This window comes from Bacillus sp. RO2, assembly GCF_012911845.1.
GTDB lineage: Bacteria > Bacillota > Bacilli > Bacillales > Bacillaceae_I > Sutcliffiella_A.
Genome location: NZ_JAAXCU010000032.1, coordinates 70,722 through 90,577 on the forward strand (window position 1 = coordinate 70,722; position 19,856 = coordinate 90,577).

General features: G+C 41.0%; 18 protein-coding genes. 3 read left to right on the forward strand and 15 right to left on the reverse strand.

Going from position 1 to position 19,856, the window contains the following annotated elements:
* Positions 1 to 86 precede the first annotated feature (86 nt).
* Together glcD and HF078_RS07610 are read left to right on the forward strand one after the other, a co-directional pair.
* On the forward strand, positions 87 to 1,499 hold the full coding sequence (gene glcD / locus HF078_RS07605; RefSeq protein WP_169290589.1) for a glycolate oxidase subunit GlcD: 1,413 nt from the start codon (positions 87 to 89) through the stop codon (positions 1,497 to 1,499).
* Positions 1,496 to 2,836 carry a (Fe-S)-binding protein gene (locus HF078_RS07610; protein WP_169290590.1) on the forward strand — a complete coding sequence of 447 codons (1,341 nt, stop codon included), beginning with the start codon at positions 1,496 to 1,498 and terminating at the stop codon, positions 2,834 to 2,836. The genes glcD and HF078_RS07610 overlap by 4 nt, the downstream gene beginning before the upstream one ends.
* 317 nt (positions 2,837 to 3,153) lie before the next feature.
* Here the strand turns inward: HF078_RS07610 and HF078_RS07615 are convergent, their stop codons facing one another.
* The 14 genes from HF078_RS07615 to HF078_RS07680 form a co-directional block, all read right to left on the reverse strand.
* Entirely contained in the window at positions 3,154 to 4,335 is a 1,182-nt protein-coding gene (locus tag HF078_RS07615; protein WP_169290591.1) for an anhydro-N-acetylmuramic acid kinase, read from the reverse strand.
* Positions 4,336 to 4,337: 2 nt separating this feature from the next.
* Complete coding sequence (locus HF078_RS07620) at positions 4,338 to 5,942, reverse strand: glycoside hydrolase family 3 protein (protein WP_240951698.1); 1,605 nt, start codon at positions 5,940 to 5,942, stop codon at positions 4,338 to 4,340.
* 16 nt (positions 5,943 to 5,958) lie between these two features.
* Positions 5,959 to 7,119, reverse strand: coding sequence for an exo-beta-N-acetylmuramidase NamZ family protein (locus tag HF078_RS07625; RefSeq protein ID WP_169290592.1), 1,161 nt, complete (start codon positions 7,117 to 7,119; stop codon positions 5,959 to 5,961).
* Positions 7,120 to 7,128: 9 nt separating this feature from the next.
* Positions 7,129 to 7,803 (reverse strand): hypothetical protein, encoded by a 675-nt coding sequence (locus tag HF078_RS07630; RefSeq protein ID WP_169290593.1) that lies wholly within the window; start codon positions 7,801 to 7,803, stop codon positions 7,129 to 7,131.
* Between the two features lie 42 nt (positions 7,804 to 7,845).
* The gene (locus HF078_RS07635) at positions 7,846 to 8,955 is read right to left on the reverse strand and encodes an ABC transporter ATP-binding protein (protein ID WP_169290594.1); all 1,110 of its coding nucleotides are present in this window, start codon (positions 8,953 to 8,955) and stop codon (positions 7,846 to 7,848) included.
* Between the two features lie 9 nt (positions 8,956 to 8,964).
* The gene (locus HF078_RS07640) at positions 8,965 to 9,858 is read right to left on the reverse strand and encodes a carbohydrate ABC transporter permease (protein ID WP_240951699.1); all 894 of its coding nucleotides are present in this window, start codon (positions 9,856 to 9,858) and stop codon (positions 8,965 to 8,967) included.
* Between the two features lie 18 nt (positions 9,859 to 9,876).
* Positions 9,877 to 10,797, reverse strand: a complete 921-nt coding sequence (locus tag HF078_RS07645) for a carbohydrate ABC transporter permease (protein WP_169290595.1) — start codon at positions 10,795 to 10,797, stop codon at positions 9,877 to 9,879.
* Positions 10,798 to 10,858: 61 nt separating this feature from the next.
* The gene (locus tag HF078_RS07650; RefSeq protein ID WP_346775320.1) at positions 10,859 to 12,181 is read right to left on the reverse strand and encodes an ABC transporter substrate-binding protein; all 1,323 of its coding nucleotides are present in this window, start codon (positions 12,179 to 12,181) and stop codon (positions 10,859 to 10,861) included.
* 23 nt (positions 12,182 to 12,204) lie between these two features.
* Positions 12,205 to 13,116 (reverse strand): N-acetylmuramic acid 6-phosphate etherase, encoded by a 912-nt coding sequence (gene murQ, locus HF078_RS07655; protein WP_169290628.1) that lies wholly within the window; start codon positions 13,114 to 13,116, stop codon positions 12,205 to 12,207.
* A gap of 31 nt (positions 13,117 to 13,147) precedes the next feature.
* On the reverse strand, positions 13,148 to 13,999 hold the full coding sequence (locus HF078_RS07660; RefSeq protein ID WP_169290596.1) for a MurR/RpiR family transcriptional regulator: 852 nt from the start codon (positions 13,997 to 13,999) through the stop codon (positions 13,148 to 13,150).
* Between the two features lie 6 nt (positions 14,000 to 14,005).
* Complete coding sequence (locus tag HF078_RS07665; protein WP_169290597.1) at positions 14,006 to 15,004, reverse strand: N-acetylglucosamine kinase; 999 nt, start codon at positions 15,002 to 15,004, stop codon at positions 14,006 to 14,008.
* A 234-nt stretch (positions 15,005 to 15,238) separates the two neighbouring features.
* On the reverse strand, positions 15,239 to 15,961 hold the full coding sequence (locus HF078_RS07670) for a hypothetical protein (protein WP_169290598.1): 723 nt from the start codon (positions 15,959 to 15,961) through the stop codon (positions 15,239 to 15,241).
* 9 nt (positions 15,962 to 15,970) lie between these two features.
* Positions 15,971 to 16,717: a type I methionyl aminopeptidase gene (map, locus tag HF078_RS07675; RefSeq protein ID WP_169290599.1), complete on the reverse strand. Its 747-nt coding sequence runs from the start codon at positions 16,715 to 16,717 to the stop codon at positions 15,971 to 15,973.
* A gap of 499 nt (positions 16,718 to 17,216) precedes the next feature.
* Entirely contained in the window at positions 17,217 to 17,597 is a 381-nt protein-coding gene (locus HF078_RS07680; protein ID WP_169290600.1) for an OsmC family protein, read from the reverse strand.
* 61 nt (positions 17,598 to 17,658) lie between these two features.
* Between HF078_RS07680 and HF078_RS07685 the strand changes: the two genes are divergently transcribed.
* Positions 17,659 to 18,912 (forward strand): MFS transporter, encoded by a 1,254-nt coding sequence (locus HF078_RS07685; protein WP_346775321.1) that lies wholly within the window; start codon positions 17,659 to 17,661, stop codon positions 18,910 to 18,912.
* Positions 18,913 to 19,259: 347 nt separating this feature from the next.
* Here HF078_RS07685 and HF078_RS07690 read toward each other — a convergent pair whose 3' ends face one another.
* Positions 19,260 to 19,697: an SRPBCC family protein gene (locus HF078_RS07690; protein WP_169290602.1), complete on the reverse strand. Its 438-nt coding sequence runs from the start codon at positions 19,695 to 19,697 to the stop codon at positions 19,260 to 19,262.
* Positions 19,698 to 19,856 lie beyond the last annotated feature (159 nt).

Genomic DNA, 19,856 nt, shown 5'->3' on the forward strand with positions numbered 1-19,856 from the left:
TTTATTTTAGTTAATCATACATAGTGCCCCTCCCTTCCTTTTTATAAAATAAAGAAAAGATGTTTTATAGACTGGGAGGTTTTTTTATGATTAGTGAACTGTTAAAAAAGCAATTTATTAATATTGTCGGCCCGTATAACTATCAGGACAGCCCTTCAGAAAAACTTGTTTATTCCTATGATGCTACACCAAACTATCAAGCTATGCCTGATGCTATCATCGTTCCCCGCAACACTGAAGATGTCTCTAACATTGTGAAACTGTGCAACGAGCATCGCATTCCGCTTGTCCCAAGAGGTTCTGGGACCAACCTCTGTGCAGGAACCTGTCCAACAGAAGGCGGTATCGTCGTCCTTTTCACTCACATGAACAAGCTACTTGAGTTGGATGAAGAGAACTTGACTGTTACCGTTCAGCCTGGCCTTGTAACCCTTGATATGATTCAAGCTGTTGAAGCAAAGGGGTTATTTTATCCGCCAGATCCAAGCTCCATGAAAATATCCACGATTGGTGGCAACATTAACGAGAATTCAGGTGGATTACGCGGATTAAAATACGGGGTAACGCGTGACTATGTTCTTGCACTGGAGGCTGTCATGCCTAATGGCGATGTCATCAGGACAGGTGGCAAACTTGCGAAAGATGTTGCAGGTTATGACCTTACTAGACTATTTGTTGGTTCAGAGGGAACGCTTTGCATTATTACAGAAGCCACATTGAAACTTGTTCCCATGCCGGAAACAAAACAAACCATGCTTGCCCTCTATCATGATATAGAGGCTGCAGCCAAAACGGTTTCCACCATCATTTCCAATAAAATCATTCCTTCCACACTAGAATTTTTGGATCAGCCCACCCTTGAGGTGGTCGAGGATTTTGCTAAAATCGGGCTACCTACAGACGTACAGGCAGTTCTTCTCATCGAACAAGACGGCCCGCTTGAAGTAGTAGCAAGAGATATGCAAAAAATACAGGAAATTTGTCTGGCAGAGAAGGCTGTTTCGGTTCAGGTTGCTAAAACGGAGACGGAAGCAGAAGCATTACGAACCGCACGTCGCTCTGCTCTTTCAGCACTTGCTAGACTCAAGCCTACGACAATACTCGAGGACGCAACAGTCCCTCGCTCGGAAATTGCCACGATGGTAAAAGCAATTAATGAGATTGCCGTAAAACATCAGGTAAAGATCTGTACATTCGGCCATGCAGGAGACGGTAACCTCCACCCTACAGTAGCAACGGACGCTCGGGACCACGCAGAAATGGAACGGGTCGAAGCGGCATTTGAAGACATTTTTGCAAAGGCAATTGAACTTGGCGGAACCATCACCGGAGAGCACGGAGTTGGAATGATGAAAGCACCCTATCTAGAATGGAAGCTCGGCGAGGAAGGTATAGCAGCCATGAAGGCTATTAAACTGGCATTCGACCCGAATAACATCATGAATCCAGGCAAGGTTTTTGCCAAGGAATCCAGAAAACGGGTGGTGGTATCCAGATGACCTCAGTAAAAGAAAAACAAGTCATTCAAGCCGAATTTAAAAGTCGCATGGACGAGGATGAATTGCTAAATTGTATGCGTTGTGGATTCTGCCTTCCTTCCTGTCCTACCTATGTGGAGTCAGGTTTTAAAGAATCTCACTCCCCACGGGGACGAATTGCTTTAATGAAAGCGGTGGTAGATGGTGTGATAGAACCTGATGAAGATGTGGAACGCACTCTTGATCTTTGTTTAGGCTGCAGAGCTTGTGAGCCTGTGTGTCCTTCAGGAGTAAAATATGGCCACCTTCTCGAGGAGGCACGCGACATCATTAATCAGAATAAAAAACACTCGCTTCCGATTCGTGTCCTCCGAAAAACTATTTTTGAAGGGCTGTTTCCACACCAAAATCGCATGAGGATGATGACAAATTTTCTCGGAATCTATCAGCGTTCTGGACTTCAAAGCGCTGTACATCATACAGGATTGCTAAAGTTGTTACCTGAAAGCATGTCAAGCATGGAGCGCGTCCTCCCAAAAGTTCCCACTATGAAGGAAATGAAAAATCGCCCTTCTCACCTTCCAGCGCTTCAAGCGCAGAAGAAACGAGTGGCTTTCTTTTCCGGTTGCCTGATGGATACGATGTTTCTTAAAACAAATGATGCCACAATGAAACTGCTCCAGCATGCAGGTTGTGAGATTGTCATACCACCCTCTCAAAATTGTTGTGGAGCGCTACACGGCCATAGCGGGGAGAAAAATAGAGGCAAGGAGCTAGCAAAGCAGAATATTGCTGCATTTGAAGGTCTCGATGTTGACTATATCATCACCAATGCAGGGGGCTGCGGGGCCTTCCTTATCGACTATGACCATCTGTTAAAAGACGATCCCGAGTGGGCGGAGCGCGCGCATACCTTTAAAAAGAAAATCAAAGACATGTCCGCAATTTTAGTAGAATTGAAGTTTCATGAGAAAAATTTATCGGTGCGACCGCAACGGGTCACCTATCAGGATTCCTGCCATCTTCGAAATGTACAGGGAACCTTTCTTCAGCCAAGGATGCTATTGCAGGCAGTTGTTGGTGCAGACTTTTATGAAATGAAAGATGCTGACCGTTGCTGCGGCTCGGCGGGAATCTACAACTTCGTAGAATCGGAAATGTCCATGCAGATATTGGACAATAAAATGGAGAAAGTAGCAGAAACTATGGCAACGACCATTGTAACTGCAAATCCGGGATGTCTGCTGCAGATGAAGCTTGGAATAGAGCGAGAAGGATTGACAGGGGTGCTACGAGCAGTTCATATAGCGGACTTTTTGTTAGAGGGTTTGGAGGGGCAACTAAAAGGAAACAAGTAATTTCGGAAATCGTGAAATTTCAGGTAATAGTGGTTTTGTTTTAAAACTTGGATGACGAAACTATAGTGAATCAGGGATTGCTGGCATTGAAGAGCGTCATCGATGACAAAACCACAATGAACCAGGGATTTCTGGTATCGGTAAGCGTCATCGATGACAAAATCATAGTGAACCAGGGATTTCTGGCATCGGTGACCGTCATCGATGACAAAGCCACATTGAACCAAGGATTTCTGGCATCGGAGAGAGGGAAGACCTCTTCCTTTCAATTTTCACGCTAAAGAGGTCTTTAAGAAAGGAGAAACCGCCTCAGCTTTTCAAATCGTCAACTTCCCGAGCACCACCTGCTTGGCCGCACCAGTAGCACTTGGTACATTATTAGGCAGCCCAAACATCGTCTCATTTGCCAATAAAGCAAAAGCCACCGCCTCTTTAGATTCGCTGGAAAAACCAAGATCCTCTTGCGTCTTCACCGCAAAACTACCTAACTCCTTCAAGAAACCAAGCAGGGTTGCATTATAAGCCCCACCACCACTCACCACAAGTGTATCAATCTCACCTGGCAAGAATCGTTCTGTCTGATCTACAATTGTCAGAGCAGTAAACATCGTGACCGTTGCCAAAATGTCAGCTGAAGAAAGCCCCATCTCAACCATTCTATCAACTAGCTTCCTAGTAAAAGCTGCCCCGAACAATTCCCTGCCCGTACTTTTAGGTACAGGCAACGTAAAGTAAGGATGAGCCATCAATTCTTTTAAAATTTCATGATGAACCGTCCCTTCCGCTGCCATCTCACCATTTTCATCAAACAGAAATTTCCCCTGAGTTAGGATGTTCATCGCCTCATCCATAATCATATTCCCCGGCCCCGTATCAAAGGCAATCACATCAGAGGCAGAGCCGCCTCTGGGCAAATAGGTTACATTTCCAATACCACCGATGTTTTGCAAGGCGATATTCTCGGTATCAGACCTAAAAAGAAGATGATCAACATATGGAACTAATGGTGCACCTTCCCCACCGACCGCCATATCGCGTACCCTGAAATCAGAAACGACAGGACATTGGAACATCTCTGCCAGAACGGATGCTTCTCCTATCTGCATGGTCGATTTTACTAAGCCCAAATCACTCTGATCCACAGGTATATGATAGATTGTTTGACCATGTGATCCAATGAAGTCAATATCCTCCATGCGCAAGCCTGCATTTTCCACAACAGAGCGAGCGGCTAAAGCAAAAAGCTGGCCAAGTTCAAAATTAAGACTGCACAGTTTATCCACAGAGCTTTCTACAAGGTTAAACTGATTAAAAATCTTCCGTCTCAATGCTTGTGGGATTTCCACCGTATCAAAGGCAAGTTGGCGATACGTCAACTTTTCACCGCTACCTTTTACAGATACAATCGCCACATCGACGCCATCTACAGACGTTCCAGACATAATGCCAATTCCAATCCGTTCTGGTTTACTTGTAACGTTTAATAATTTGTTAAGCATAATTAATTTACCGGTGCTGTTCCAAGGGTGATAGGCAGCTTCCCTTTTGCTTCTATCTCTCCCAATAGGAATTTGCCAACAGATTGAAGGGCAAGCTTTCTGCTTTCATACGTAATAATATAGGTGGATACCTCTGGGAACTTTTCCACATCATATGGACTCCGTAAAGCGATGACTCCTACCTTTTTTCCAAATTCGTTTACAAGTCTTTGAACAAGTTTTGCCTGTGAATTGTGCTGAATGGCTTGGTAAGTAGCCACAAATATTTTATCCACATGAGAAGCTGCAATGACTAACTTCTCCACTTCTTCTTCCTCAGGTGTGACAGAAATGATGACTTCAGTTAAATTTGGTAACTTTTCCTCTAAGCAGCTACCAATCGTGACCTGTGAATATAAGGTTTCATCTGCTCCTGAAGTGACATAGGGATCTACAGATATAAAGAGAATCTTTTCTTCAGATTGAAGAGGAAGTAGTCCTTTACTTTCTTTCACCAGAGTAATGCTTGCTTCACTAGCCTTTTGAGCAATCTCTAAATGTTTCCTAGATCCAATTTCACTACTAATCTCTGTCCATTCAGGAATGTCTTCCTGAAGCTTACGTATTTCCTTAAGATTAAGAACCCTCTTCACCGCAGCGTCAATATGCTGCAAGGAGATCCGGCCTGATTCCACTGCTTCTATAACCGCTTCAATCGCTCTTTTTTGCCGCTCAAACGTATGACTGATAAGGACTTGATCGATACCTGCTTCGACTGCCAGGATAGCTGCTTCTTCCATGCCATAATAATCAATAATGGCATTCATCTCCATGCAATCTGTCATGACGACTCCGTTAAAACCCATTTCCTTTCGCAACAACCCTGTTACAACAGGACGAGATAGAGTAGAAGGAACTTTCTCTGGATCAATGGAAGGAAAGGCAACGTGCGCAACCATGACAGCATCCACTTCATGCTTAAATGTTTCATAAAATGGAACCAATTCTATTTCTTTTAATCGCTTAATGTCATGTCCTACCACAGGAAGGTCTAAATGAGAATCCACGCTAGTATCTCCATGACCCGGAAAATGTTTAACAACTGCAGATACATTGGCATCCTGCAATCCATTCACCGCCTGTACCCCCATCTTGGCAACAAACTCTGCACTCTCGCCATAAGAACGAACCCCGATGACAGGATTTAAAGGGTTGTTGTTTACATCGATGCATGGGGCATAATTCATATTTATCCCCAGCATGCGAAGTTCCGCCCCTACTATTTTTCCTAGCTGGTAAACTGTCTCTTCATCACGTCCTGCGCCAAGTGCCATGTTGCCAGGGTTTAACGTCACACCTTCTGTTATACGGGCAACCATTCCTCCCTCCTGGTCGATGGAAATGAACAGTGGAACTGCTCCCGCATCCTTTGCAGCTCTCTGCAATCCTTTTGACAGCGCATGAACCTGTTTAGGCTCTTCCACATTACGAGCAAAATAAATAACTCCGCTAACATGATAATCCTTTATTAGTTTTACTATTTCCTCAGAAGGTGAAGTACCGTGAAAGCCCGCAACAAACAATTGACCAACTTTTTCCCGCAAAGTCATCTCGTGAATTGTCTTCATTCCAAGTCCTCCTCTATCATTTATAAAGTAATATGGAATCTATTCGTTTCTTCCAGTCTTCTAATCCTTTTTCCCAGCTTTCTCCTACAACCTCATACGGCAAAAGGGCGTCGATTCCCTTCCGGACTTTTTCTGTTCCCCACAATAGGTCAGCAAAAGGATGCATGCCTTCTTTAAAAGGTTCTAACCACTCTGCCTCTTCATGAACGGAAAAGATAGAATGCAAGAATTCAAATGCTATTTGGAAAACTTGTAAGGAGTCCCGTTCCGTAATCAAGAGTTGAACTCCCTTACATAGCGCACCAGCATGTTTACTCATGTTTGGTGTAAAATACGTTGGAATAAGTTCCACACCATCAATATTTTTATCTAAAAAATGCTTAATCATCTCTTCCGGTTTAAACCAAGGTGCACCAATCCACTCAAAAGGTTTGGTCGTGCCTCTTCCTTCTGAAAGGTTCGTCCCTTCGATAAAGCATGTAATGGGATAGGCCAACGTGGTGGAGAAGTGCGGAATATTTGGAGATGGCGGGATCCATTGCTGCTCCCATTGATCTCCCCACATGCTCCGATCCCAATTCTTCACCTCATACACATGCAACTCAACCTCCGGATATAACTCCTTTTGTATGAGCCTTGCATATTCCCCAATAGTTATGCCAGTGCATATTGGCAGGGAATACGGGCCTACAAAGGATACAAAGTCTGACTCTATGATATTTCCTGAGATGAGCGGCGCAATTGGATTTGGACGGTCCAGTACCACAAATGCCGTCCCAGTCTTATGACAAGCCTCCATGATGTACTTAACGGTAGCCAAGTATGTATAAAATCTTACTCCAACATCTTGAATATCAAAAAAAATGGCATCTACATTTTCCAACAACTCTGTAGATACCTTTTTGGATGGGCCATATAAGCTAAAAACAGGCAATGCTGTCTTCTCATCTATAAAATCTTCTATATGCACACCTGCCTGAACATCTCCTCTTACTCCATGTTCACACGCAAATAGTTTATGAAGAGATACTCCTTCCATCTCTTTCAACACATCGATAGTAGACCGGAAATCAGAAGTAATCCCTGTTTGATTTGTTACAAGAGCAATTCTTTTCCCGCTCCAAGCCCCTGAGTTTTCTTCTACAAAACAATCAATTCCATAAAAGACTTTGGCCATATTCCCCTCCTAAATATTTACCGTTTCCCAACTATCGATGTTTTCTTCTGTAGCAATGACGGAACTTGTTACGATGTTATTAAAAAGAGTCGCAAGAGCTGGGAAAATTAGAAAAAGTCCCACGACGGTTAATAACAATAAAGCAAATACCGATAAGATTTGAAAGAACGATAGGATGGTGTACAAAGGATTCTTCACCAAAAGTTTCACACTGGTGAAGATACTATCTTTTAATGAATACTCAAATTTCACCACTAAAGGAACCGTATAGATCTGACTTAAGAAAACCATGCCGCAGAAATAAGTCTGAAAGCACGCTAATGCAAAGGAAAAGGTTCCACCCGCTTGATTGTAATGCCACCAGGAAGCTGCAATGATGATGACGAAAAAGGATAAAAACAAGCTATAGCCGATACTTGGAAGAAAGTATCTTATTACCCCCTGAAAAAAACTTTTGATAACAGATGTGCTTCTATCAAGCAATAACTGTTGAACAGCCCAGGCAGCCCCCACAAACAAAGGCCCCATTACAATCATGACGTATACAATGGAAAAAGGTAGTTTAATAAGAAAGAAGGATGGACTAAGTACCGTCACCATTATAAGGCTGATCATGACCATAGAAACTATATGCTTGTAATATTCTCTCCCTGTGACTCTTATAATTTGTGTTAATCCATCCATTGCACTCTCTCCTTTAAACTCTTTTCTTTGTTGTCTTTTCGATTAAAATATTCTTTTCTCTGTTGTTGGATCAAACAGATGCATTTTATCTAGGTTGAATACATAATTTTTAGCTTCTCCAGGACGAACGAAACTTTCCCCATTTACTTTCGCGGTAATCATTCGGTCTCCAATAGAGAAGTAAACAAGGTTTTCTCCGCCTAAATGTTCCATCGCCTTAACCTTTATAGCCGCTTTATTATTAGTTGGAACGGTAAACGCAAACTCTTCGTCATAAATATCTTCTGGACGTAATCCTAGAATAACTTCTTTGCCAATATAGTCTTTATATTGTTTAACAAGTCCTTCTGGAATAGTGAAGGTAATATCACCAATCCTTAAGGTAGATGCCGTTTCAAGTACTCCATCAAAAAAGTTCATTGGTGGAGAACCGATGAATCCCGCAACAAACATGTTTGCAGGGTTGCGGTATAACTCTCTTGGTGATGCTATCTGTTGGACTTCCCCTTTATTCATGACAACAATTCGTTCTCCAAGTGTCATTGCTTCCACCTGATCATGCGTTACATATACAATTGTCGCTCCTAATCTCTGATGCAATTCAGCAAGTTCAATACGCATTTGCACACGTAACTTGGCATCCAAGTTAGATAAAGGTTCATCAAAAAGGAAGACTTTCGGGTCGCGGACGATGGCTCTACCTACAGCCACACGTTGTCGTTGTCCCCCACTCAATTCTTTTGGTTTTCTATCAAGCATCTCATCAAGCCCAAGAATTCTTGAAGCATATTGAACCTTCTTTTTTATTTCATCTTTGGAAACCTTCATGTTTTTCAATCCAAATTCAAGGTTCTGTTCAATGGTCATATGCGGGTATAGCGCATAATCCTGGAACACCATCGCGATATCTCTATCTTTTGGGTGCATATTGTTTACTACTTTATCTCCAATGTAGATGTTTCCTGATGTTTGTCTTTCTAGACCTGCTATCATTCGTAAAGAAGTCGTCTTTCCACAACCCGAAGGTCCTACAAATACAAGAAACTCTTTATCTTTTATCTCAAAGCTGGCATCATTAACAGCAGTGAAGGTTCCGCCACGCTTTTCGTCCACGAAGGTTTTTGTGATGTTTTCCATAATGATACTTGCCATTTCTTCCACCTATCCTTTCACTGCACCTATTGTAATTCCTTGAAGGAAGTAACGTTGTAATGCAAAGAACAATATAAACATTGGCAGGGCCGCAAGCATGGAGCCTGCCATCATTGCTCCATAGTCTGTTGCATCTTGGAATTTAAAGCTCGCCAAACCAACTTGTATGGTTCTCATGGAACTCGATTGTGTAACAAGGAACGGCCAAAAGAATTCATTCCAAGTAGACACAAACGTGAAGATCGCTAACACAGCCACACCGGGCTTTGATATCGGCAAAATAATCTTTCTGAATATGCCAATCTCACTGCACCCATCAATACGGGCTGCTTGAATGAGAGTGGTAGGAAGTGTAGACATGTATTGTTTCATCAAAAAGATGTTGCCCACTACTGTAAACATCGGGAGCATAATGGCTAAATATGTATCTACTAGCCCGAACACGTTTACAATCATGATATAAACAGGAATTAATGTAACCTGAGCTGGAATCATCATCGTACCAAGCAGTAACCAGAAAATAGTGTTTCTTCCCGGAAACCGCAGTTTTGCAAATGCATAACCTGCAAGTGAAGAGAAGATAACATTGGTTATCGTTAACACGGAAGATACGAAAATGCTATTAAATAACCAACGTAATGCATCCGTTTCTGTCAAAAATCGAACATACGTCGCAAGTGTCACTTCGGAAGGGAACCATTCAGGTTTAAAGGAGACACTGACAGTGGTATCCCGGAAGGAGGATATTAACATCCAGTATAAGGGGATGATTGTGATAATTACCCATAAAATAAGAATGCTATAACTGATTACACTATAAATCTTCTTTTTGCGATTTCTTGCTTTTTCTTTTTTCAAAGCGATTTCTGCATATTGTTGATTGCTTACCGTTGTCGTTTCCAAAAGATGTTTCCTCCTTTCCTAAAACTCTACGTCAGATGACATCACTTTAAATTGGATGACAGAAGCCACAATAATCACTGCTCCAAGCACAAATGATTCCGCAGCCGCCAAGCCGAATTTATAATATTCAAATGCATGTGTGTAAATTAAATAGGCAATGGTCGTTGTCGCAAAGTTCGGACCACCTTGAGTCATAAGATAGATGCTCATGAACACTTGGAAACTCATGATGATTCCCGTTACTAAAAGATATAAAGTGGTAGGCTTCAGTAATGGCCAAGTGATATTTCGAAATTTGGACCACTCGGATGCATGGTCGATGTCTGCTGCCTCATAAAGCGATTTTGGAATTCCTCCAAGTGCTGCTAGGTAAAGAATAATACCGGCGCCATGTCCTGTCAGATAAGACATTAGCATGATAGAAAATAGTGCTGTACTACTCTGCCCGAGCCACATGATGTTATCGATACCAAAAAGACCTAAAAACATATTAAAAAGTCCCGCAGTGGTCGGATCATAAATCCAGAACCATACTAATGCAATAGTTACCCCTGAAGCTACCGTTGGAAGATATAACGATGCTTTAAAGAAGGTTTGAGCTTTTTTTGCACGAGGAAAGATTAACACTGCTAAAAATAGGGTGATGGCTACATTCACAGGTACGGTACCAACCGTAAAAATGAATGTGTTCTTCATCGCTTTCCAGAAGATATCATCGTTTACCATTGTTTGATAGTTTTCCAACCCTACCCAAGTGGAGCCTAATACATGATAGTTTTGAAAACTCATAATAAAGGCGTAACCTACTGGAAAGAGTGTAAACATTAAAAAGAGAATGATAGGAACAGCTATGAAGGCATAACACCATCCATAATCTTTTATAAACTGGGAGAAATTAAATTTGTTGGTAGTTGCGGCTACTGCTGGCTTCGCTGACATGTCTACACCTCCTTGAAAATAAAAGAGGAAGAGCGTTACCCCCTCCTCTTTTTCTTCTTCCTTACTTAAAGATTTCCTCACCCTTGGTCTTAAACGTTTCTAACGCCTCTTCAGGTGTCAATTCACCGCTTAGTAGACCTTGGAATGTTGGGATGACTACCTCTGTACGGAAGCGATCATCTTTTGCTGCCATTTCAGCATTTGCATTTGCAGGTGGTAAAACTTTAGAAGCTAAAACTTCTGCAGCCGTTTCATTATAAGGAGCTAATGGCATTTCAAACTTGCCTTCTGCATCTTTATGAACTTGTGGCAACGCCAATGCTGCTGCTGCTTTACCAGCTTCTGAACTTGTTAGATGCTCTAATACTTTTACGCTATTATTCAAGTGTTCTTCTTTCGCATTCTTTTGTGTGAATAACATGTATCCTTCAGATCCACCAAATGATACTTGCTCTTCCCCTTCGTTATGAGGGATTGGTAATAGAACGAAATCTACTTCTTCCCCTTCAATTTTCCCTGCTTTGATTTCTTCATTATGAGCTTCTACTACCGGGTCAAAATAAGGGATAGCGCGACCAAAGAACATTGCTTGGTGGTTATAGAAAAGTTCCATACGTTTTGCAGGGTCAACTGCTGCCGTTTCTTTTGGCATGATCCCAGAATCAACTAAGTTGGTAATATACTTCATTGTGTCTAAGATTTTATCGTCATTCCAAGTCGTTCCATCCGCATTATAACGGCTTGGAAGACCATTGTTCATCGCTAAATGAACAAGAAGCTCTTCGTTATTTCCTTGGAATACAAATCCGTAAGTATCTTCACCAGAGTCTTTTTTCCCAATACCTTTAGATGCTAGCTCTTCAAATTCATCCCAAGTCCAGCCTTCTTGTTGAATCTTTTCATAATCAACGCCAGCTGCTTCTAGCATTTGTTTGTTTCCGCCCCATACATGCAAGAACATATAAATTGGCAAACCATACAGATTGTCTTCAATTTTCATATAATCCAAAGCAACTTCATTATAATCATCTGGAGAAACATTCAATTTGTCATTAAGGTTTACAATTAAACCGGAATCCACATATTTACCTTGTGGTTTTCCAAAATAAACATCCGGTGGATTACCAGAGTTCAAAGCTATATCAAACTTCTGTGGACCTTCCGCCCAGCTTAGCACTTCATACTCTACTTTAATATCTTCATTTTCTTTTTCAAATGAAGCAATTAACTCTTCTAGTTCCGCTTCATATTCTGCATGAACCGGATATGTCCAAACTGTTACAACGTCTTTTCCATCTGATGAAGTCGATGAATTGTTGGAGCAGCCAAGAACTACGGCAGCTACAAGCAACAAGACCATCATTAAACTTAAACCCCTTTTCACAACCAATTCCCCCTTGATAATTTTTATTTATTATAAGCCTTAATAGCCTTATAAACGAATCCATTTGCGTCCTTCAGTAGTTCTGCCGCCTTGTCCTTGTCGACTTGACAGGTAAAAATGATAATAGCGATTTTCGGATTGCCTTCTGATTGATCAAAGAGCTCACTAGCCTCATCAAATGTGCAGCCAGTCACGTTTTGAATAATTCTTTTTGCGCGATCTACCAGTTTTTTATTTAACGGTTGAACATCTACCATTAAGTTGTTGTATACTTTCCCTAGTTTCACCATCGAAGTGGTTGTGATCATATTCAAAACCAGCTTCTGCGTGGTACCAGCTTTCATTCTTGTAGAACCTGTGATAACTTCTGGGCCAACCTCTATATTAATCTTGTAATCTGCTACTTTATTAAGGGCAGAATCCTTTGTGCAAGTGAAGGAAACCGTATTGGCACCGAGCTTTTTGGCTTCCTTTAGGGCACCTATTACATAAGGAGCTCTTCCACTCGCCGTAATGCCTATGACCACATCATGAAGCCTTACCCCGTTATTTTGCATGTCGGAAGCTCCAAGTTCTTCACTATCTTCAGCACCCTCCACTGCTTTAAAAATTGCCGATTCCCCACCAGCAATGATTGCCTTCACCATTTCTGAAGGGGTTCCAAAAGTTGGGGGGCACTCGGAGGCATCCAAGATTCCGATTCTACCCGACGTTCCTGCGCCAACATAAAAGAGTCTTCCGCCCATTTCAAAGGATTTCACCACTTGATCCACCACCGCAGCAATGCTTGGGATTTCCCTTTTTATATGAAGTGGTACTGTTTGGTCTTCCTCATTGATGACTCCAAGGATTTCTTCGGTAGACTTACGATCTATCTTCAATGTTTTCAAGTTTTGTTGTTCCGTCACTAAATCTTGTAAATTTTCTAATCCCATCATCACCATCACCTTTTTTATGCATCTCTTATTATCTGTAAATGTTATTGATTGTCTCTCTGGATTTTTTCAGATATTCGACCGATTGCTCGAAGTCAATCGCTGCTACTGCTGTGAATAGTATGTCTATTACATTCAATTGCGAGATTCTAGAAGAAGTAGCCGCACTTCGAATGGAAGATTCCATGGAAGAGATGGATAAAGAAATATCAGAAAGCTCCTTCAAAGAATTTATACCATATTTCGTAATGGCGATTGTTAATGCCCCGGCCTTCTTTGCTTCTCTGATTGCCTCAATTGTCTGTGTTGTCTCTCCTGAATAAGATATCCCAACAGCTACATCCCCTTTGGTCATGGTTGTAGCAGATGTAAGTTGCAGGTGGGAATCACTGTACGCTGTACACAGCTTATTAATTCGCATAAATTTCTGTTGAGCATCCTGAGCGATTAACTGTGATGCAGCCACTCCGTAGAAGTCTATTCGATGTGCTTTATGTAACAACTGAACGGCTCTGGTTACTTCCTCTTTATCAAGTAGTTCCAACGTGTCGCGTAAAGATTTAATATTGTTTTCGGTAATGGTTTTCATAAAAGTTGGAATATCTGCGTTATATTTAAACTCATGATAGGCTTCTTGGGTGTTGGACGAGATGCTTGTAACATCTCCTGCAATACGAAGTTTTAATTCTTTGTACCCATCCAGACCAATTTTCTTACAAAGTCTGATGATGGCTGCTTGACTGGAATTACTCTTGTCAGCCAATTCTTTCACTGATAAAGTGCAAACTTCCTCAGGGTGTTCGAGTATGAAAGTTGCGGCATTTTTCTCCGCGGGATTGATTGTTGATAATGCTTCACGTAACCGTAATAGTCCACCATTCATTTTCTATCATCCTTTTACATCCGTTTTCATCCATTTTGTTAATTCTGCTTCCAACCTTTTTATAAAGATTGGAGTGATGTCTTTTCCCATTTCCTTATGAGAAGCATATATAGCACCTGCCACAGGATGTTGGGCTGCCCGCTTGAAAGAAAACGGCGAACGCTCTTTCAATCCTTTTTCTTTCAGATAAGTTATAATCTCTTTGGCATGTTGATTAATTCCGCCAGTTAAGACGATAGGAATTTGCTTATGTTCACCATCTTGCCCATATAATTTGTAAAATAAAATAGTAATGTCTTTCATCATGGAGTCTGCTGCTTCATGTAAAAAACTAATAGCTTTTTCATCACCTATACTTGAAAGCTCTATCACTATCTTAGCAATGGAAGCTACTCTGTCACGGCTTTTCCCCATCTCATACATAACAGGTACCAATTCAGGAACCGTCTCCACTTTAAATTGGTTGAGTATTTTATCGCTCATTTCTCCTGGTGACTCGCCTTGATAATCATAGTTAGAGAAAATATGATCCAACGCTTTTTTCCCTAGGGCAAATCCACTATACCCATCGCCAATCAGGTACCCCCAGCCACCAACACGGTCACGTTCTAGCATGTCGTTAATTCCATAGACGATAGAACCTGTACCACTGATACATACAATTCCTGGTTGACCTTTTGTTTCCGAATAAAGTGCTGTCACAGCATCGTTATCAACGAAAATGTTGGCAAGCGGACCTGTAAACTCTCTCAACAACTTGATGAACCACTCTTTTTTTCCACCACTTTCGACACCTGATATACCGGCAAAAACAACATCTTCTTCTGTAAGCGCTTTCCCTTTTGTTAAAATAGAAAACAACTCATTGATTTCATGACGAACTGCTTCTTCGGACGAACTATTCGGGTTAGAGGGACCTACCGTTTTTAACGCAAGGATCTTTCCACCCTCTTCTACAGCCACTCCGGTAGTTTTGGTTCCTCCCCCGTCAATGCCTATAATCATTGTTAATCCCCTAACACTTTTATTAATATAAGTATAAATTTTCTGATTTTTAGTGTCAACAATTATTTTTAAAGTTGAAATTTAATTTCAAAAATGGTTCTAAAAAGACCACTCGGGGTGAGTGGTCTACAAACCTAGAAACTATTAACCATTTTGGTTATATCATGTATCGGTTGATCTTCGTTCCAGGCGCTTCGATCAACAAGGTTGCCCCATATTACTTTAGAATAAAGACTATTCATCAATCCTAGTCTCCAAATCTACTTCTATACATTCTAACTTATCATTGGACATTAATGCATCGAATAGACGTTTACTTCCTCCGAAAATCGTGAAATCAAGGTCATAGTCGGTGGACAGGCACCAGCTACGATCTTCGGGCCACCAATATGTAGGGGAGCCGTCCAATTCCCCCTTGTTATAAATAGTGAATATATCGCTGAGTTTGCCTGTATACAGATGCCCGTTTTCCACTTCATCTTCCGGGATCCTGCCAATTAGCTTCATAATATGATAAAAGAAATAACATGTTTTATTATTCGCGAAGGGTGCCAATACCTTGGTCATTTCCTTCAGTACATCCAGATTGATATGACCTTCATCAGGATAAATTAAATATCTTGGACAGCCTCCAAGCTTTTTGGCAATTGCCTTACTGCTAATCTTTTTGTCATATAAGATATCGTACTTTGTAGCGAGCTCCTTTAGGGTTATCCCTTCACCAAGGTCCATTTCTATTTCATGGAGCGGATGAAACTGACTCCAGAAAAGTGTCTCATCTTGGATACTTTGGTCTCGATAAAAGGTTGAATTCATGATTTTGCAATAGTGGGTATAGCCATTCGGAATAAGATTGCCGACTCTGCCGCCATTCCAATTTTCAAAATCAACACTTACGGTATTTTCTTCAATCCACTCATATGCCGTTAAATCATTCCATCTTTTAATCAGTATCATCTCCTTTTTTTATTGCTCAGTCAAAATAACCGGTCCATTTTTTGTGATGGCTATGGTATGTTCATATTGTGCAGAAAGTTTTCCGTCCACTGTCCTAGCCGTCCATCGATTATCATCCATCTTACTGTGCCAGGTGCCTTCGTTAACCATCGGTTCAATGGTGATGACCATTCCTTCCTTTAGACGGACGCCACGACCCGGTGACCCAAAGTGGAAAACTTGCGGCTCTTCATGAATGCTTTTGCCAATGCCGTGTCCAGTAAAATCACGGACAACTGAATAGCCTTCTTTTTCTACATACGTTTGGATTGCATGACCGATATCTCCAAGACGGTTACCGATAACCGCCTTTTCAATTCCTAGATATAAGGATTTTTTCGTCACATCCATCAGTTTTTGTGCTGCATCACATACCTCACCAACAGCATAGGTCCAGGCCGAATCAGCGAGTGCACCATGGAGATTCACTACCATATCAATCGTGACAAGATCTCCTTTTTTTAGAGGTGTCTCCCTAGGGAATCCATGACAAATCTCATCATTAACGGAGGCACATGTAGCAAACTTGTATCCCCTATATCCGTATTGTTCCGATTTAGCACCATTCTTTTTTAAAAATGCGTCCACATACTTATCAATTTCTATGGTAGTAATTCCGGGTTTAATCTTTTTCGCCAATCCTCTGTGACAGGCCGCCAAAAGTTTCCCCGCTTTTGCCATTGCTTCTATTTCCCTTTCTGATTTTAGAATTATCATTGTGTTTGCACCCTTTTCTGTTTGTATTCTATATATTATAAAATTTTCCTTTTTTTATATTGATAGTTAGTTTATGAAAATACCAGTGATAAAGTGTGTCGTGGGGTTTTGAGTGCCATATACTTGTTTCGTAAGTCTAAATGTCCGAAGATTTCGGATTTTTGACCAAAGATTTGGAGAAGTTGACCGAAGATTGACGTTAAATGACCGAACGAAATTTTTTAGTGTCCAAAGGTGAAAAAAAATTGACCGAACTCCACCCTCAATTGTCCGAACGTCCTGCTGAAATACGAGCAAAGTGTCCGAAGCACGGCCCAAAATGGCCGAACACATTTAAAAGTATGAGTTTTTGCTGATTTCGTACAAATTTAGCCCCGTTTTTTAGATCCATTCTTAATATAAAAGATCAATTACCTAAAACCACTTCTAGTAAGGGCACCCCTAATCCCACAACCTAAAAAAGCACCATCCAACCAAGTGGATAGTACTTCTAATGGTGTTAAACCAATTCAAATGACTCTTCAATTTCAATGCTGCCCTTAACAGATTGGACCATCGGACAGTTCTTGCTGGCAAGCTCGATGGCAGATTCGATCTTACTTTCCACTAGGTCTTGTCCTTTTATCGTGTAATGAATATGTATTTTCTCAATTCGATTCGCTTCTTTTTCATTACGTGTAACATCTGCATTAATCGTGATATCCTCTATTTCCATGCGCTTCTTTTTCAGGATGCTCTTTAGCACGCCGCCACTGCAAACTGCGATGGAAGATACCATCAACTGATACGGACGGAAACCGTATTGCTCATCGCCTGCAACATGTAACTCTCCGTATTCCAAGTTCGTCTTAAATCCGACTTCTCTCATTTTGAATTCCATTTGGCTTTCATCTCCTTCTTACATTTAGAATAGCAAATCTACAAATACCCTTGCCAGTTTTTTGTCTGCTACATATTATCCATTCCAAAATCGTAATAAGTTATGTAGAATTAGGGGTGGTAAAAATACTAACATTTCGAGGTTGCATCTTATGAATCGTTTCCGTTTTTGGATCCTTGTATCCATTGTAGCAGTTTCCGGCTTTAGCCAAGGAATGCTGTTACCTTTAATTGCTGTTATATTTGAAAATAGTGGCATATCCTCTACTTTAAATGGACTAAACGCCACAGCCTTATATATTGGAATATTACTTGCATCCCCTTTTATGGAACAACCTTTGCGTAAATACGGCTACCGTCCAGTAATCTTGGTCGGCGGTTTTCTAGTTGTTGTTTCCCTCGCACTTTTTCCATTATGGCAGAGCTTCTGGTTCTGGTTTATTTTACGTTTGCTGATTGGGATTGGAGACCATGCCTTGCACTTTGCAACGCAAACTTGGATTACATCGTTTTCAGCTGAAAATGTACGAGGCCGAAATATTTCTCTATACGGAGTGTTTTTTGGAATTGGTTTTGCAACTGGCCCTCTAATGACGCCATTGGTTGAGATAAACCAGGCACTTCCATTTATTTTATCCTCCATACTTTGTTTGATAGGTTGGGTGTTTCTCTTCTTTCTGAAAAATGAACATCCTGAACAGGAACTTGGAGTTAACTCTTTCTTTGAAACCATTGCACGCTTCCGTAAAGCCTGGAAATATGGATGGATTGCCTTCCTGCCACCTCTAGGCTATGGCTTCTTGGAAGCTTCATTGAACGGTAGTTTTCCTATATACGCTTTGCGGACTGGAATTGAGGTTGGAAGTGTTTCTGTATTACTTGCTTCCTTTGCTATCGGTGGAATCGTTTTTCAGTTGCCTCTTGGGATATTGAGCGACAAATTTGGTCGTCGCAATATTTTACTGGTTATTCTTTCCACGGGTTGCTTAAGTTTTGTAACCGCAAGTTTCCTTGAAGAAACTTTCATCGCATTGGCGGTATGCATCTTCATCGCAGGAATGCTCGTGGGATCTACCTTCTCGCTCGGTATCAGCTACATGACAGACCTGATGCCTAAAAACCTTCTCCCTACTGGTAATCTTATGTGTGGAATTGCTTTTAGTATTGGGAGTCTGGGCGGGCCATTTTTCGGAGGGCTTTTTATTCAATACTTTTCTGACATCAGCTTTTTCCACATCATTAGCTTTTTGCTGTTTGTGATATTCTTGTTGACGTATTCTTTTGGAGAACGAGGGATGGTTGCGGTGAAAGGATAAATCGATATAAACAAGATGCGATTACTTGCAAGCTCCTTTAAATGCAGTATCAATATTTAGTCCCTAGTAAAAACACCTGTTGTCCTACTTATTTAGACAACAGGTGTTTTTGGCACTTCTTTAATCCCTATCCATAAGCTAGGAGATTTAATGAAAGAGTTGAAGCATAATATAAACCAATTAATATGGTACAAACGCTCTCCTATCCGCATAGGTTTTGCAAAGGGGACAGCAGTAAATCTTTTTGTTCTTTTCCTTGTAAGTGAAATAGGTTCTTACTTTTTTCTTACAAAAATAACATGTCTTTTTGAAAAACATTATTAGTCTCCTTTTTCCTATCCCAGAATTTATTGGTTTTCCAATATCTCCTTAACTTTCTTCAAATCTTTCTCGTTTGCCTTTTTCATCATAGTTGCCATAATAGGTGAAAACAATTTGGAAAAGCCCTTTGGCTCTCCCTTGTTTTGAAGTGTCATCTTAGTTGTATTGGTATTTATTGCAGTCCATGTATAAGTGGTTTCCATTGGGAATGGACCTTGTGCAGTTTTCATCGTTAATTTTTCGCCAGGTATAAATTCAACAATTTCATATATGTAAGCGAGTTCCTTGCCAAGAAATTTTGCTCTAAACGCAATTTGTGAACCTAGCTGCAAAGGTTTGGGTGTCCGCCAATCGGATGAATCGATATTATAATACCAAACCGGCGCATGATCCGGATTGGCTGCATAGTCCGCCACCTGCATCTTCGAACAGTTAATGATAACCTCTGTTGTAACATTCACCATAAATTACCCTCCTGACATAAAAAACTCTAACTAATGTCTAATCCTACCATACCACTAACTTCTGGAATACCCCCTTACATCAACCTTTTCCTTTGTCGCATCACCTTATTACCGCGACATAAAGGGGTCTGACCCCTTTTTCAAAAAACTTTCAAAAAG

Excerpts from the sequence above, each read along its gene's own strand:
- glcD (WP_169290589.1), top strand. The coding sequence starts at position 87 with ATGATTAGTGAACTGTTAAAAAAGCAATTTATTAATATTGTCGGCCCG.
- HF078_RS07610 (WP_169290590.1), top strand. The coding sequence starts at position 1,496 with ATGACCTCAGTAAAAGAAAAACAAGTCATTCAAGCCGAATTTAAAAGT.
- HF078_RS07615 (WP_169290591.1), bottom strand. The coding sequence starts at position 4,335 with ATGCTTAACAAATTATTAAACGTTACAAGTAAACCAGAACGGATTGGA.
- HF078_RS07620 (WP_240951698.1), bottom strand. The coding sequence starts at position 5,942 with ATGAAGACAATTCACGAGATGACTTTGCGGGAAAAAGTTGGTCAATTG.
- HF078_RS07625 (WP_169290592.1), bottom strand. The coding sequence starts at position 7,119 with ATGGCCAAAGTCTTTTATGGAATTGATTGTTTTGTAGAAGAAAACTCA.
- HF078_RS07630 (WP_169290593.1), bottom strand. The coding sequence starts at position 7,803 with ATGGATGGATTAACACAAATTATAAGAGTCACAGGGAGAGAATATTAC.
- HF078_RS07635 (WP_169290594.1), bottom strand. The coding sequence starts at position 8,955 with ATGGCAAGTATCATTATGGAAAACATCACAAAAACCTTCGTGGACGAA.
- HF078_RS07645 (WP_169290595.1), bottom strand. The coding sequence starts at position 10,797 with ATGTCAGCGAAGCCAGCAGTAGCCGCAACTACCAACAAATTTAATTTC.
- murQ (WP_169290628.1), bottom strand. The coding sequence starts at position 13,116 with ATGGGATTAGAAAATTTACAAGATTTAGTGACGGAACAACAAAACTTG.
- HF078_RS07660 (WP_169290596.1), bottom strand. The coding sequence starts at position 13,999 with ATGAATGGTGGACTATTACGGTTACGTGAAGCATTATCAACAATCAAT.
- HF078_RS07665 (WP_169290597.1), bottom strand. The coding sequence starts at position 15,004 with ATGATTATAGGCATTGACGGGGGAGGAACCAAAACTACCGGAGTGGCT.
- HF078_RS07670 (WP_169290598.1), bottom strand. The coding sequence starts at position 15,961 with ATGATACTGATTAAAAGATGGAATGATTTAACGGCATATGAGTGGATT.
- map (WP_169290599.1), bottom strand. The coding sequence starts at position 16,717 with ATGATAATTCTAAAATCAGAAAGGGAAATAGAAGCAATGGCAAAAGCG.
- HF078_RS07680 (WP_169290600.1), bottom strand. The coding sequence starts at position 17,597 with ATGGAATTCAAAATGAGAGAAGTCGGATTTAAGACGAACTTGGAATAC.
- HF078_RS07690 (WP_169290602.1), bottom strand. The coding sequence starts at position 19,697 with ATGGTGAATGTTACAACAGAGGTTATCATTAACTGTTCGAAGATGCAG.